Here is a 12,361-nt window from a genome sequence, read left to right as displayed (position 1 = left end):
CAGCGTGTTGAACACATATACGAGCTACCAGCTTATCGCCAAGGACATCCCCAAGGCGATCGACCATGTCGAGGCGCAGCCCGTCGTCAAGCGCGATACCGACTACTATCTCGCCAATATCGGCAACATCAAAACCATCGACGACTTCGTCAAGGACACGCGCCTGTTCACCTATGCCATGAAGGCGTACGGCCTGGGCGACATGGCCTATGCCAAGGCTTTCATGGTCAAGGCGCTCAAGGAAGGCGTCTCGGACTCGGACAGCTTCGCCAACAAGCTGAGCGACAAGCGCTACGCCGAGTTTGTGAAGGCGTTCAACTTCGCGGCCTACGGCTCAACCGCCACGCTGTTCCCCTCCGCCCAGCAAGGCACGGTCGACAAATATATGCGCCAGACCCTGGAGGAGAATGCCGGCCAGACCAATGAAGGCGTGCGGCTGGCGCTCTATTTCCAACGCAAGGCGCCCAACATCACCAGCTGGTACGACGTGCTGGCCGATACCGCGCTTTCGAGCGTCGTGCGCACCGCGCTCGGCCTGCCCGATTCCTTCGCCTCGGCCGACATCGACAAGCAGGCGCAATTGTTCGAGCAGAAGCTCGACATCGCCGATTTCAAGGACACCGACAAGCTGAACAAGTTCCTGACCCGCTTCACCAGCCTGTGGGAGATCAACAACCCCACCTCGACGGCATCGACATCGGTCAGCGTGCTCTTTGCCCAGCCGACCACGGTCGGCATCTCGACCGATCTGATGATGGCCATGCAGAAACTGAAGTTCTGAGAGCACCATGCAGGACAGCCTCTACGTCGCCCTCTCCTCGCAGATCGCGCTCGAGCGCCGCCTCGACACCATTGCCGACAATGTCGCCAATGCCTCGACCATCGGCTTTCGCGCCACCGGCGTGAAATTCGAGGATGTCGTGTCCGGCACCGGTCCGAAGTCGGTCTCCTTCGCATCGTCCGGCAAGACTTATCTTTCGACGGCGCACGGCTCCATGACCGAGACCGGCAATCCTTTCGACTTCGCAATCCAGGGCGATGCCTGGTTCGCAATCGAGACGCCGGGCGGCACGGTGATGACCCGCGACGGCCGTTTTTCGATGAACGAGAACGGCGAGCTGATGTCGATCGAAGGCTATCCGGTGCTGGACGGCGGCGGCGCCCCGATCCAGCTCGATCCGCGCAACGGCCCGCCAAAGGCCGGCGCCGACGGCTCGCTCCGGCAGAACGACCAGCTCGTCGGCGCCATCGGCCTCTACACTTTCGACCCCGGGCAGAATTTCGTCCGTTACGGCAATTCGGGCATCGTTCCAGCGCGCACGCCGGAGCCGGTCACCGACCGTTCCGATGTCGGCGTCGCGCAGGGTTTCCTCGAGGAATCCAACGTCAATCCGGTGCTTGAAATGACCCGTCTGATCATGGTCCAGCGCGCCTTCGAGAACACGGCGGCGCTGATACGCCAGACCGATACGACCACCGACGACGCGATCAAGACGCTCGGCTCCAAGTAGCGGCATGTCGACCAGCCCGCCCTCGCTACGCGCCCTTGAAAGGCAGCCCGAAGCAGCACCCGGCGACCGGCTTGCCGCGCTGGAACGCGTGCTGCGCCGCTTCGATAGTGCCGAGTCCCTGCTCCGGCGCGGTGGCCGCGTCGCCGAGATCTCGCCGACCCACTACAAGGTGCGCGGCCTTTCCGACATCGCCAGGCTGGGCGACATCGTCGAGCAGCGCGGCCGTGCCGGCGCGCGTCGCGGCGAAATCGTCAAGATCGGCCGCGACGAGGTGGTCGTGGCCCCCTTCGAGCGCAGCGCCGATGCCGGCATGGGCGATGCCGTGTTCCGGCGCGGGCCACTGGCGGTGGCGCCGCATGTCTCGTGGCGCGGGCGCGCCATCGACGCGCTCACCCGCGCCATCGACGGCGGCCCGCCGCTGGAGAGATCTGCGTCTGCTACGGGCGAAAGCGCCACGACACCGGGCGCCATGGCGCGGCAGCGCGTCGGCACCGCCTTCATGACCGGGGTCAGGGTCATCGACATCTTCACCCCGCTCTGCTTCGGCCAGCGTCTCGGCATCTTTGCCGGTTCCGGCGTCGGCAAGTCGACGCTGCTCGCCATGCTCGCCGGCGCCGACGCCTTCGACACGGTCGTCGTCGCGCTGATCGGCGAGCGCGGCCGCGAGGTGCGCGAATTCCTCGAGGACACGATCGGCGCCGAAAGCATGGCCAAGACCGTGGCCGTGGTCGCCACCAGCGACGAGAGCGCCATGATGCGCCGGCGCGCGCCGGACACCGCCATGCGCGTCGCCGAGCATTTCCGCGACCAGGGCCACCGCGTGCTGCTGGTGCTGGATTCCATCACCCGCTTTGCCCATGCGCTGCGCGAGGTGGCGACCGGAACCGGCGAACCGCCGGTTGCGCGCGGTTATCCCGCATCGGTGTTCACCGACCTGCCCAAGCTGCTCGAGCGTGCAGGCCCCGGCGCCGAGGGCAAGGGGTCGATCACCGCCATCATCTCGGTGCTGGTCGATGGTGACGACCACAACGATCCGGTCGCCGATTCAGTGCGCGGCATCCTCGACGGCCACGTCGTGCTCGACCGCGCGATCGCCGAACAGGGTCGCTATCCGCCGGTTAACCCGCTGTCATCGATCTCTCGCCTGGCCGACAAGGCCTGGAGCGCCGAGCAGCGGATGCTGGTGACCAGGCTGAAATCGATGATCTCGCGCTTCGAGGACACGCGCGACATCCGCCTGCTCGGCGCCTATCAGGGCGGCGCCGACGCCGAGCTCGATATCGCCGTGCGCCAGGTGCCGCTGATCTACGAGGCGCTGACGCAGTCGCCGAAGGACCGCGCCTCGGTCGATCCGTTCGCCGACCTTGCCCGTTACCTGAAGGGAAAGCAGAATGGCGATGCAGGAGAGTGAGCGCCAGTATACCGAGCGCCTGCTGCGCGAGATGATCGACGAGGCCAGGGCCAAGGAGGAAGCCCTGGCTGAAGAAGCACGGTCCGCCGCAGCAAAGGCCGCTCGCGCCATAGCGGCAAAGGTCGCGGCTAAGGCCGAGGCCGTCCTGGCCAAGGCGGCGAAGCCCGCCCTTCCGAGGACCGCTGGGCCTGCCAAGGCAGCCGGGTCTGATTTGCCCAAGGCTCCCCAGGTTGAGGCCGCCGAGACGATCCAGGCCAGCCGCGATTCGCTGATCGATGACCTGTTCCCGCGCACGGAATGGCCCACACCGCCAAGGGCGGAATTTCCGCGGCTGGGCAAGAAGCCCGACCGACGCAGCGATTTCGTCGTCGCCGCGCTCGGCGTCACGCTCGGCCTGATCTGCGCGCTGTTTCCCTGGTATATTTTCTTCAACCAGGAACAGTTCGGTGTGCAGGCCATCAAGTTCGGCGGCAGCGGCACCAATGCCGGACGCGTCAGCGGCGGCTCGCAAATGGAAAATCCCGGCCAGCCGCTGACGGCCAAGGATGTTCCCGATGTCGACTTGTTCGCCACCGGCACGCTGCAGGACCCCGAGGATCCCGCCCAAGCTCCGGGCGTCGACCAACAACCCTTTCCGGCGGACCCCAAGTTCCGCATGGTGCATGTCGCCAACGGCCGCGCCATGATCGAGGACGACGCCGGCCTGTGGATCGTCCAGCGCGGCTCAAAGCTGCCGGACTCCAGCATTGTCTCTTCGATTGAGCAACGCCGCGGCAAATGGGTCATGGTCACCAGCACCGACCAAGTGATCGAACTCTCCAAATAGCGGCGCACGGGCCAGTCGCGCGACGCTGCGCCATGCCCGCCCCGCGCAAGGTCCGCGCAAGACTGGCGGCCTAATCTTTGGGAACCCCGCCCCGGAGATTCCCATGGAGCCCGTCAACCTTTTCGATCTTGCCACCAAGCAATCGCAGTGGCTGGCCGTACGCCAGTCCGCCATTGCCTCCAACATCGCCAATGCCAACACGCCGGGCTACACTGCGGGCGATGTCGAGCCGTTCGAGAAGGTCCTCGACCGCACGGCGGTGTCGCTGCAGGCCACCCAGGCCGGGCATCTCGGCACCCAGGCGACCAATGCCGGCTTCGCCGTCAAACCGGAAGAAACCACCGGCTCGATCATGCCGTCGAAGAACACGGTGGCGCTGGAAGACGAGTTGATGAAGGCCGGTGAGGTCCGCCGCTCCTTCGAGCTCAACACCGCGATCGTCAAGGCCTTCCACTCCATGATGATGATGGCGGTGAAGAGCTGACCATGGACGCGCTTACCGCAGCCCTCAAAGTCGCAGCATCCGGCCTCGGCGCCCAGTCGGAGCGCCTGCGCGTGGTGTCGGAAAACCTCGCCAACGCGCAGTCGACCGGCACCACCCCGGGCGCCGATCCCTATCGCCGCAAGACGATCTCCTTTGCTTCCGAGCTCGACCGCGCCACCGGCGGCCAGCTTGTCGAGGTCAGCTCGGTAGCGCGCGATCCATCCGATTTTCCGATCGAGTTCCAGCCCGGCAACGAAGCCGCCGACGAAAAGGGCTACGTCAAGATGCCCAACGTCAACGTGCTGATCGAAATGGCCGACATGACCGAGGCCAACCGCTCCTATGAGGCCAATCTGCAGGTCGTCAAGCAGGCGCGCGATCTGATTTCCATGACCATCGACCTGATGAGGAACCAGCAATGATCAGCGGCATCGGCAGCATTGGCCCGCTCAAACCGGCAACCGAAGGCGCCGACGCCGCGACCGGCGCCTTCCAGGGCATCGTCGCGCCGACGACAGCGACCGAGACGTTTGGCACGTCCTTCGCCGAGGCGCTGAGCCAGGCGGCATCGAAGACCGTCAACACCTTGCAGAATGCCGAGCAGGTGTCGATCCAGGCGCTGCGCGGCGACGCCGACACCCGCCAGGTCGTCGATGCGGTGATGAGTGCCCAGCAGGCCCTGCAGACGACCATCGCCATCCGCGACAAGGTCGTCTCCGCCTACCTCGAAATCAGCCGCATGAGTATCTAGCCCATGAAAGCCCTTGCCATCGCCGCGACCGGCATGAACGCCCAGCAGACCAACCTGGAAGTCATCGCCAACAACATCGCCAACATCAACACCACCGGCTACAAGCGCGCTCGCGCGGAATTCTCCGATCTGCTCTATCAGGTCGACCGCACGCAGGGCGTCCCCAACCGCTCCAACACCTCGCTGGTGCCCGAGGGCGTCTCGATCGGCCTCGGCGTCAAGACGACGGCCGTCCGCAACGTCCACACCCAGGGCGAACTGACCAGCACCGGCAACAGCTTCGACCTCGCGCTGACCGGCAGGGGCTGGTTCCAGATCGAGGGCGCCGACGGCGGCACGCTCTACAGCCGCGCAGGCGCCTTCAACACCAACGCCACCGGACAGCTGGTGACGGTCGACGGCGCCAACGTCGTTCCCGCGATCACCGTGCCGACCAACGCGGTCGAGGTCATCGTCAACAAGACCGGCCAGGTCTTCGCCCGCATCGACGGCCAGACTGATCTCCAGCTTCTCGGCCAGCTGCAACTCGCCAATTTCGCCAACGAGGCGGGGCTGGCGCCGCTCGGCGACAATCTGTTCCAGGAGACGGCGGCCTCCGGCCCGGCCAATGTCGGCGTGCCCGGCGACCCCGGCTTCGCCACAGTCCAGCAGGGCTATCTCGAAGCCTCCAACGTCGACCCGGTCAAGGAGATCACCGAGCTGATCTCGGCGCAGCGGGCCTATGAGATGAACTCCAAGGTCATCCAGGCCGCCGACGACATGGCCTCGGTCGTGTCCAAGAACATCAGGTAACGGATCATGGTTTCGCCGGCCTTCCGCTCTCCGCTCCGCCGTGCCGCGCTGGCCCTCGCGCTGGTGGCCGGCGTGCCGGCTTTTGCCCAGGACGCCGGCGACAATCAGGCCGGCAACCAGAGCGCCAATCAGCTCGCCGCCCGCAATGCCGGCCAGGCCGTCGGTGAGGTCGTGCTGATCCCCAACCGGGTCATCTATCCTGGCGAGACGATCGAGCTCGCCGCCCTGAAGCAGGTGACGCTCATCCCCGGCAAGCACAAGCCGGACGCCGTCGCCACCCTCGAGCAGGAGCTCCAGGGCAAGGTCGCCAAGCGCACCCTGCTGCCGGGCCGTTACATTCCCACCGCCGCCATCCGCGACGCCTGGCTGGTCGATCAGGGTGCGGCGGTGCAGATCTACTTCACAGTCGGTGCCCTGACCATCTCGGCCTCCGGCGTCACCTTGCAGCCGGGCGCCGCCGGCGACCTCGTCAAGGTCCGCAATGTCGACAGCGGCAAGATCATCTCCGGCACGGTGATGGGCGACGGCACCATCATGGTCAGCGCTTCATGATACGCGGACTTGCCTTTGTTCTGGCGGCTGCCCTTGGCCTGCAGCCGGCGCTGGCCGACGGGCTGACACCGAAGGCCAAGCGCGAGCTTGCCTTGAAGAATGGCGGCGCCTTCAACGATCCGGAATACGATCCCGCCACCACCACGCGCATGTTCCGCGTTTCGACCGGGCCAAGCACGCTGCCGCCCGGCCAGGTCGCGGCGCGCATCAAGGACATCGCCCAGCTGCAGAGCGCGCGCGACAACCAGCTCGTCGGCTACGGCCTGGTGATCGGCCTGGCGGGAACCGGCGACAGCCTGCGCAATTCGCCCTTCACCGAACAGTCGATCCGCGCCATGCTGGAGAATCTCGGCATCGCCACCGAAGGCGGCAGCGCGCGCGCCAAGAACGTCGCCGCCGTCATCGTCACCGCCAACATGCCGCCCTTCGTGCAGTCGGGAGCCCGCATCGACATCGACGTCTCCTCGATGGGCGATGCCACCTCGCTTGCCGGCGGCACGCTGGTGATGACGCCCCTGAAGGCCGCCGATGGCGAAATCTATGCCGTCGGCCAAGGCTCGGTGATCGTTGGCGGTTTCACCGCCCAGGGCCAGGCGGAGCAATTGACACAAGGTGTGCCGACCGCGGGCCGCGTCCCGAACGGCGCCATCGTCGAACGCGCGGTGCCTGCCGAATTTGACGATCAGGGCGTGCTGACGCTGCAATTGCGCAACCCCGACTTCTCGACCGCCATTCGCATCGCCGACGCCATCAACGATTACACCTCGCAGCGTTTCGGCATGCGCGTCGCGGCCGAGCGCGATGCCCGCACCGTCCAGATCAGGCGGCCGAAGAATGTGTCGGCGGCGCGCTTTTATGCCGAGGTCGAGAACCTGGTCGTGGAATCGGATACGCCGGCCCGCGTCGTCATCGACGAGCGCACCGGCACCATCGTCATCGGCAACGACGTCAAGATCTCCAGGGTCGCCATCAGCCACGGCACGCTCACCGTGCGCATCACCGAGGCGCCGAAGGTCGTCCAGCCCGAGCCTTTCTCAAAGGGTGTCACCGCCGTCGAGCCTTTCACCGCCATCGAGGCCACCCGGCCCGACGCGCGCGTCGCCGTGCTCGACGGACCGAACCTCGAAACGCTGGTTTCCGGCCTCAACCGTCTTGGCGTGAAGCCGGACGGCATCATTGCCATCCTGCAAGGCATCAAGTCGGCCGGCGCCCTGCAGGCCGATCTGGTCCTCCAATAGGCCATGCCGATGATCGCTCCCCGCCAAACGAACCGCAGTGCCAGGCCCGCGCTGATCGCCCCGGCCCTCGCCGTCATGCTTCTTGTCGCCGGCCAAGCCCGCACCGAAGAGGCCGTGCGCCAGGTGCTGCCCAGCGGGCAGGCGCCGGCAGCACCCCAGCAGATGGCGCGGGAGAAGGCGCCGGACGAGAGCGAGATCCAGCGCTTCTGCTCCAACATCGCCGACGCCGCCCGCGATCGCCGCTACGCGCTGCAGGCGCAGGAGCTGACGGAACTGCAGGCTGGCATCGACCAGCGCATGAAGGCGCTGGAGGACAAGCGGGCCGAATACGAGCAATGGCTGAAGCGGCGCGAGGTGTTCCTGGCGCGCGCCGAGGACAGCGTCGTCAAGATCTATGCCGGCATGAAGCCCGACGCCGCGGCCGAACGCCTGGCGATGGTCAATGTCGAGCTCGCCGCCGCCATCCTTATGAAGCTCGACTCGCGCAAGGCCGGCGTCATCCTCAACGAAATGGACCAGAAGGCGGCGGCCGCGCTTACCGGCATCATGGCCAGCGCGGCGCGAAGGGTAGATCCGTCATGATCCGTAGAATGCTCATCCTCGTCGGCGTCGCCGCCCTGTCCGGCTGCGGCACCGACCTGAAGGAGGTCGGCAGGGAACCGGCGCTGTCGCCGGTCGGCTCCGGCATCGGCAATGGCGCGGCCGCGCCCTACAGCTATCCCGAGCCGCCGGCGGCGCCGGTCAAGAAATTCTCGCTCTGGGACGACCGCCAGAGCCGGCTGTTCACCGATCCGAGGGCGCTGCGCGAAGGCGATATCCTGACCGTCAACATCAAGCTCAACGACAAGGCCAACTTCAAGAACCAGAACGACAGGAGCCGCACCGCCGCGCGCAAGCTCGGCTATGATGTCACTCTCGGATGGGAGGGCAACAGCACGAGCGGCAAGGGCGACGCCGGCTTGAGCTCCAGCACCGAAACCAACGCCGACGGCGAAATCAAGCGCTCGGAAAACCTCGAGCTCAACGTCGCCGCCGTCGTCACCGAGGTCCTGCCCAACGGCAATCTGATGATCAGGGGCTCGCAGGAGGTGCGCGTCAACTACGAGCTCAGGGTGCTCACCATCGCCGGCATGGTGCGCCCGTCCGATATCGGCGCGGAGAACACCATCTCCTATGAGCGCATCGCCGAGGCGCGCATCTCCTATGGCGGCCGCGGCCGCGTCAGCGAGGTCCAGCAGCCGGCCTATGGCCAGCAGGTCCTCGATCAGGTTCTTCCCTTCTAGGACGGGCGGGCTCGGGAAATCACGCCATGGCCAATGTAGAGCAAGTCGCGCAGAAGAAGGGACCGTCCCTGGTCATCCAGTTGGCCATGCTCGGGGTCGTGACGGCCGCCGCGATCGGCATGGGCTGGGTGTCCGGCGGCTACCTGAAAGGGACCGATGCCCCGGCGTCGGTGCCGGTCGCGCCGGAAAACGAAGGCAACACCGAGAAGCCGGCCGAGCCAGGCAAGCAGGTTGCCGGACCGACGCTTGTCCAGCTTGCGCCGATCACCACCAATCTGGCGTCGCCGGCTGAGGTCTGGATAAGGCTGGAAGCGTCGGTGGTCTATGACGCGCCGCAGCCGCCGGAGATGACCGAGCAGATCCACCAGGATCTGCTGGCGCTCGTGCGCACGCTGAAGATGCACCAGATCGAGGGCGCCAGCGGCTACCAGCATCTGAAGGCCGATCTCGAGGAGCGCGCCGCCATCCGCAGCGGCGGCCATGCCAAACAGGTTTTGATCAGGACATTGCTGCTCGAATGAGAAAGTTCCTTCTCGCCGCCACGCTTGTGATCCTCGCCACGACGGTCGCCGGGGCTCAGCAGCTCGATCTCGGCGGCATCGGTAAGGCCGATGGCACGACCGTCGCCTACATCATCCAGATGTTCGGCCTGCTCACCGTGCTCTCGGTGGCGCCGGGCCTTTTGATCATGGTGACAAGCTTCACCCGCTTCGTCATCGCCTTCTCGATCCTGCGCGCCGGCATCGGCCTGCAGTCGACGCCAGCCAACCTGATCCTGATCTCGCTGTCGCTGTTCATGACCTTCTACGTGATGGCGCCGACTTTCGATCAGGCCTGGAACACCGGCGTCAAGCCGCTGATGGACAACCAGATCAGCCAGACCGAGGCGTTCGAGAAGATCTCGGACCCGTTCCGCACCTTCATGCTGCGCAATGTGCGCGACAAGGATTTCGATCTCTTCGCCGATCTCGCCCGCGAGCGCGGCCAGACCGTTTCGCGCGACACTGTCGACCTGCGCATCCTGGTGCCCGCCTTCATGATCTCCGAGATCCGGCGCGGTTTCGAGATCGGCTTCCTGATCGTGCTGCCGTTCCTGGTCATCGACCTGATCGTCGCCACCATCACCATGGCCATGGGCATGATGATGCTGCCGCCGACCGTCGTGTCGCTGCCGTTCAAGATCCTGTTCTTCGTCCTGATCGACGGCTGGAACCTGCTTGTCGGCAGCCTGGTGCGATCCTTCACCTGACCGTCCGAGCGACGGCGGCGCCTGCCCGGATTTTGCGCAATATATTTTCGGTTAACCGTCCGATTTAGCGCTTTGGTAGGGACTTGCCAGCATAGTCCCCCCAGATGGCGGGTGATCCCAAACAGCGATCATTGGCATGATGCCGCACCGTCATACCGGAAGAGCCGGTATGTCAAAAAAACACGTGTAAAAACAAGGTACGAGTAGCCATGTCCAGTATCATGACCAATTCCTCGGCGCTGACCGCGCTGCAGAGCCTGAACAACACCAACAAGCAGCTCGAGATCACCCAGTCCCGCATTTCGACTGGTTACCGCGTCGCCACCGCTTCCGACAACGCCGCCTACTGGTCGATCGCCACCTCGATGAAGTCGGACAACAAGGCGCTCTCGGCCGTCCAGGACTCGCTCGGCCTCGGCGCCGGCAAGGTCGACACCGCCTACACCGCCATCAACGACGTCAAGGACCAGGTCGACCTGATCAAGTCCAAGCTGGTCACCGCCCGCGGCGCCAGCCAGGAAGACCAGCAGAAGATCGCGACCGAAATCAACGCCATCCAGGCGCAGATCAAGTCGTCGGTCACCAACGCCAACTTCGCCGGCTCGAACCTGCTGCAGAACGACGGCCTCGCCGCGTCCGACCTTAAGATCGTCGCTTCCTACAACCGCACCGGCGCGACCGTCACCATCGACACCATCGACGTCAAGGCTGCCGACACGCAGGTTCTCGACGTCGCCGGCACGGGCGGCATCGTCGGCGGTCTGCTTGCAGCGACCTTCTTCGATCCGAGCTCCGCCGCTGTCGCCGACACCGCAATCGACACCGCGCTCGGCAGCGTTGAAACCGCGCTCGGCAAGCTGTCCACCGGTGCTGCTTCGCTCGGTGCCGCCAAGTCGCGCATCGACACCCAGAAGAGCTTCCTGTCGAACCTCTCGGACTCGATCGACAAGGGCGTCGGCTCGCTGGTTGACGCCGACATGAACAAGGAATCGACCCGCCTGCAGGCCCTGCAGGTGCAGCAGCAGCTCGGCATCCAGGCGCTGTCGATCGCCAACGGCAATTCGCAGTCGATCCTGTCGCTCTTCCGCGGCTGATCGCCTAGCAAATTCCAGCTTTTCAAGTCGGGCCGCGCCATCAGCGCGGCCCGATTTTCGTTTGTGAAAACCTTGCCATTCTCCCTTGTCAAAACATGGCTTTTAACGCGGCATTAACGATGTCGCGCTAGTTATGGTTAACCATTCACTTATGACGGGCAGACCAGTTGGTCGACAGGCATGACGCCCCCGCCAAACGGGTTGACCGGCATGCGCAAGGCATGCCTGCTTTGAGAAGGGGTGTATCTTGGCAAGTATCATGACGAACGCCGCGGCGCTGACCGCGCTCCAGAGCCTCAACGCCACCAACAAGGCGCTTGAAACGACGCAGGCCCGTATCTCGACCGGTTACCGCGTCGCCACCGCTTCCGACAATGCCGCCTATTGGTCGATCGCGACCAGCATGCGCTCCGACAACCAGGCGCTCTCGGCGGTGCAGGACGCGCTCGGCCTCGGCGCCGGCAAGGTCGACACCGCCTACACCGCCATCACCGACATCAAGGACCAGGTCGACGCGATCAAGGCCAAGCTGGTCACCGCCCGCGGCGCCAGCCAGGACAACCAGCAGAAGATCGCGACGGAAATCAAGGCCATCCAGGAACAGATCAAGTCCTCGGTCACCAATGCCAGCTACGCCGGTTCGAACCTGCTGCAGAACGACGGCCTCGCCGCCTCCGATCTGCAGATCGTTGCTTCCTACAACCGCACCGGCACGACCGTCGCCATCGACACCATCAATGTCGCGGCCGCCGACACGCAGGTTCTCGATATTGCCGGCACGGGTGGCATCGTCGGCGGTCTGCTCGCCACGACCTTCTTCGACCCGAGCGCCGCGGCAGTCACCGACACCGCCATCGACACCGCGCTCGGCAGCGTCGAAACCGCGCTCGCCAAACTCTCCACCGGTGCGGCCTATCTCGGCGCCGCCAAGTCGCGCGTCGACACCCAGAAGAGCTTCCTGTCGAACCTTTCCGACTCGATCGACAAGGGCGTTGGCGCGCTCGTCGACGCCGACATGAACAAGGAATCGACCCGCCTGCAGGCGCTGCAGGTGCAGCAGCAACTCGGCATCCAGGCGCTGTCGATCGCCAACGGCAATTCGCAGTCGATCCTGGCCCTGTTCAAGAACTAGTCGAGGTCAACCCTTCTCGCTGACTGACAGGCCGCGCC

At 65.2% G+C, this 12,361-nt stretch carries 16 protein-coding genes; all 16 read left to right on the top strand.

From position 1 onward, the window contains the following. Positions 1-4: 4 nt before the first annotated feature. The 16 genes from JG743_RS09775 to JG743_RS09700 all read left to right on the top strand — a co-directional run bounded on the left by JG743_RS09775 (position 5) and on the right by JG743_RS09700 (position 12,323). Positions 5-781 (top strand): DUF1217 domain-containing protein, encoded by a 777-nt coding sequence (locus JG743_RS09775; protein ID WP_202299997.1) that lies wholly within the window; start codon positions 5-7, stop codon positions 779-781. Between the two features lie 7 nt (positions 782-788). Further along, the gene (gene flgF / locus JG743_RS09770; protein WP_202299996.1) at positions 789-1,511 is read left to right on the top strand and encodes a flagellar basal-body rod protein FlgF; all 723 of its coding nucleotides are present in this window, start codon (positions 789-791) and stop codon (positions 1,509-1,511) included. A 4-nt stretch (positions 1,512-1,515) separates the two neighbouring features. Beyond that, positions 1,516-2,922, top strand: a complete 1,407-nt coding sequence (gene fliI, locus JG743_RS09765) for a flagellar protein export ATPase FliI (RefSeq protein WP_202299995.1) — start codon at positions 1,516-1,518, stop codon at positions 2,920-2,922. Then, a complete protein-coding gene (locus JG743_RS09760) occupies positions 2,903-3,748 on the top strand; it encodes a hypothetical protein (RefSeq protein WP_202299994.1) in 846 nt (281 codons plus the stop codon). Before fliI ends, JG743_RS09760 begins: the two co-directional genes overlap by 20 nt. Positions 3,749-3,851: 103 nt before the next feature. After that, the gene (flgB, locus tag JG743_RS09755; RefSeq protein ID WP_202299993.1) at positions 3,852-4,232 is read left to right on the top strand and encodes a flagellar basal body rod protein FlgB; all 381 of its coding nucleotides are present in this window, start codon (positions 3,852-3,854) and stop codon (positions 4,230-4,232) included. 2 nt (positions 4,233-4,234) lie between these two features. Continuing rightward, positions 4,235-4,654 carry a flagellar basal body rod protein FlgC gene (gene flgC, locus JG743_RS09750; protein ID WP_202299992.1) on the top strand — a complete coding sequence of 140 codons (420 nt, stop codon included), beginning with the start codon at positions 4,235-4,237 and terminating at the stop codon, positions 4,652-4,654. Then, positions 4,651-4,983, top strand: coding sequence for a flagellar hook-basal body complex protein FliE (locus JG743_RS09745; RefSeq protein ID WP_202299991.1), 333 nt, complete (start codon positions 4,651-4,653; stop codon positions 4,981-4,983). Before flgC ends, JG743_RS09745 begins: the two co-directional genes overlap by 4 nt. Before the next feature lie 3 nt (positions 4,984-4,986). Continuing rightward, positions 4,987-5,775, top strand: coding sequence for a flagellar basal-body rod protein FlgG (flgG, locus tag JG743_RS09740; protein ID WP_202299990.1), 789 nt, complete (start codon positions 4,987-4,989; stop codon positions 5,773-5,775). Between the two features lie 6 nt (positions 5,776-5,781). Next, complete coding sequence (gene flgA, locus JG743_RS09735; RefSeq protein WP_202299989.1) at positions 5,782-6,327, top strand: flagellar basal body P-ring formation chaperone FlgA; 546 nt, start codon at positions 5,782-5,784, stop codon at positions 6,325-6,327. Continuing rightward, positions 6,324-7,565, top strand: coding sequence for a flagellar basal body P-ring protein FlgI (locus JG743_RS09730; RefSeq protein ID WP_202299988.1), 1,242 nt, complete (start codon positions 6,324-6,326; stop codon positions 7,563-7,565). The genes flgA and JG743_RS09730 overlap by 4 nt, the downstream gene beginning before the upstream one ends. 3 nt (positions 7,566-7,568) lie before the next feature. Beyond that, positions 7,569-8,147, top strand: a complete 579-nt coding sequence (locus tag JG743_RS09725) for a MotE family protein (protein WP_202299987.1) — start codon at positions 7,569-7,571, stop codon at positions 8,145-8,147. Next, a complete protein-coding gene (gene flgH / locus JG743_RS09720; protein ID WP_202299986.1) occupies positions 8,144-8,848 on the top strand; it encodes a flagellar basal body L-ring protein FlgH in 705 nt (234 codons plus the stop codon). The genes JG743_RS09725 and flgH overlap by 4 nt, the downstream gene beginning before the upstream one ends. Positions 8,849-8,874: 26 nt before the next feature. Further along, entirely contained in the window at positions 8,875-9,369 is a 495-nt protein-coding gene (locus tag JG743_RS09715) for a flagellar basal body-associated FliL family protein (RefSeq protein ID WP_202299985.1), read from the top strand. Next, positions 9,366-10,097, top strand: a complete 732-nt coding sequence (gene fliP, locus JG743_RS09710) for a flagellar type III secretion system pore protein FliP (protein ID WP_202299984.1) — start codon at positions 9,366-9,368, stop codon at positions 10,095-10,097. Before JG743_RS09715 ends, fliP begins: the two co-directional genes overlap by 4 nt. Before the next feature lie 209 nt (positions 10,098-10,306). Beyond that, positions 10,307-11,191 carry a flagellin N-terminal helical domain-containing protein gene (locus JG743_RS09705; protein WP_202299983.1) on the top strand — a complete coding sequence of 295 codons (885 nt, stop codon included), beginning with the start codon at positions 10,307-10,309 and terminating at the stop codon, positions 11,189-11,191. A gap of 247 nt (positions 11,192-11,438) precedes the next feature. Further along, positions 11,439-12,323, top strand: coding sequence for a flagellin N-terminal helical domain-containing protein (locus JG743_RS09700; protein ID WP_202299982.1), 885 nt, complete (start codon positions 11,439-11,441; stop codon positions 12,321-12,323). Positions 12,324-12,361: the final 38 nt, after the last annotated feature.

Origin of the sequence: Mesorhizobium sp. 131-2-1 (assembly GCF_016756535.1) — a bacterium.
GTDB lineage: Bacteria > Pseudomonadota > Alphaproteobacteria > Rhizobiales > Rhizobiaceae > Mesorhizobium.
Note: the sequence above shows the minus strand (reverse complement) of the source record. Positions and strands in the feature narration are given on the sequence as shown.

Excerpts from the sequence above, each read along its gene's own strand:
- JG743_RS09725 (WP_202299987.1), top strand. The coding sequence starts at position 7,569 with ATGCCGATGATCGCTCCCCGCCAAACGAACCGCAGTGCCAGGCCCGCG.
- fliI (WP_202299995.1), top strand. The coding sequence starts at position 1,516 with ATGTCGACCAGCCCGCCCTCGCTACGCGCCCTTGAAAGGCAGCCCGAA.
- JG743_RS09705 (WP_202299983.1), top strand. The coding sequence starts at position 10,307 with ATGTCCAGTATCATGACCAATTCCTCGGCGCTGACCGCGCTGCAGAGC.
- flgH (WP_202299986.1), top strand. The coding sequence starts at position 8,144 with ATGATCCGTAGAATGCTCATCCTCGTCGGCGTCGCCGCCCTGTCCGGC.
- JG743_RS09730 (WP_202299988.1), top strand. The coding sequence starts at position 6,324 with ATGATACGCGGACTTGCCTTTGTTCTGGCGGCTGCCCTTGGCCTGCAG.
- flgG (WP_202299990.1), top strand. The coding sequence starts at position 4,987 with ATGAAAGCCCTTGCCATCGCCGCGACCGGCATGAACGCCCAGCAGACC.
- flgA (WP_202299989.1), top strand. The coding sequence starts at position 5,782 with ATGGTTTCGCCGGCCTTCCGCTCTCCGCTCCGCCGTGCCGCGCTGGCC.
- flgB (WP_202299993.1), top strand. The coding sequence starts at position 3,852 with ATGGAGCCCGTCAACCTTTTCGATCTTGCCACCAAGCAATCGCAGTGG.
- flgC (WP_202299992.1), top strand. The coding sequence starts at position 4,235 with ATGGACGCGCTTACCGCAGCCCTCAAAGTCGCAGCATCCGGCCTCGGC.
- JG743_RS09745 (WP_202299991.1), top strand. The coding sequence starts at position 4,651 with ATGATCAGCGGCATCGGCAGCATTGGCCCGCTCAAACCGGCAACCGAA.
- JG743_RS09715 (WP_202299985.1), top strand. The coding sequence starts at position 8,875 with ATGGCCAATGTAGAGCAAGTCGCGCAGAAGAAGGGACCGTCCCTGGTC.
- JG743_RS09760 (WP_202299994.1), top strand. The coding sequence starts at position 2,903 with ATGGCGATGCAGGAGAGTGAGCGCCAGTATACCGAGCGCCTGCTGCGC.
- fliP (WP_202299984.1), top strand. The coding sequence starts at position 9,366 with ATGAGAAAGTTCCTTCTCGCCGCCACGCTTGTGATCCTCGCCACGACG.
- flgF (WP_202299996.1), top strand. The coding sequence starts at position 789 with ATGCAGGACAGCCTCTACGTCGCCCTCTCCTCGCAGATCGCGCTCGAG.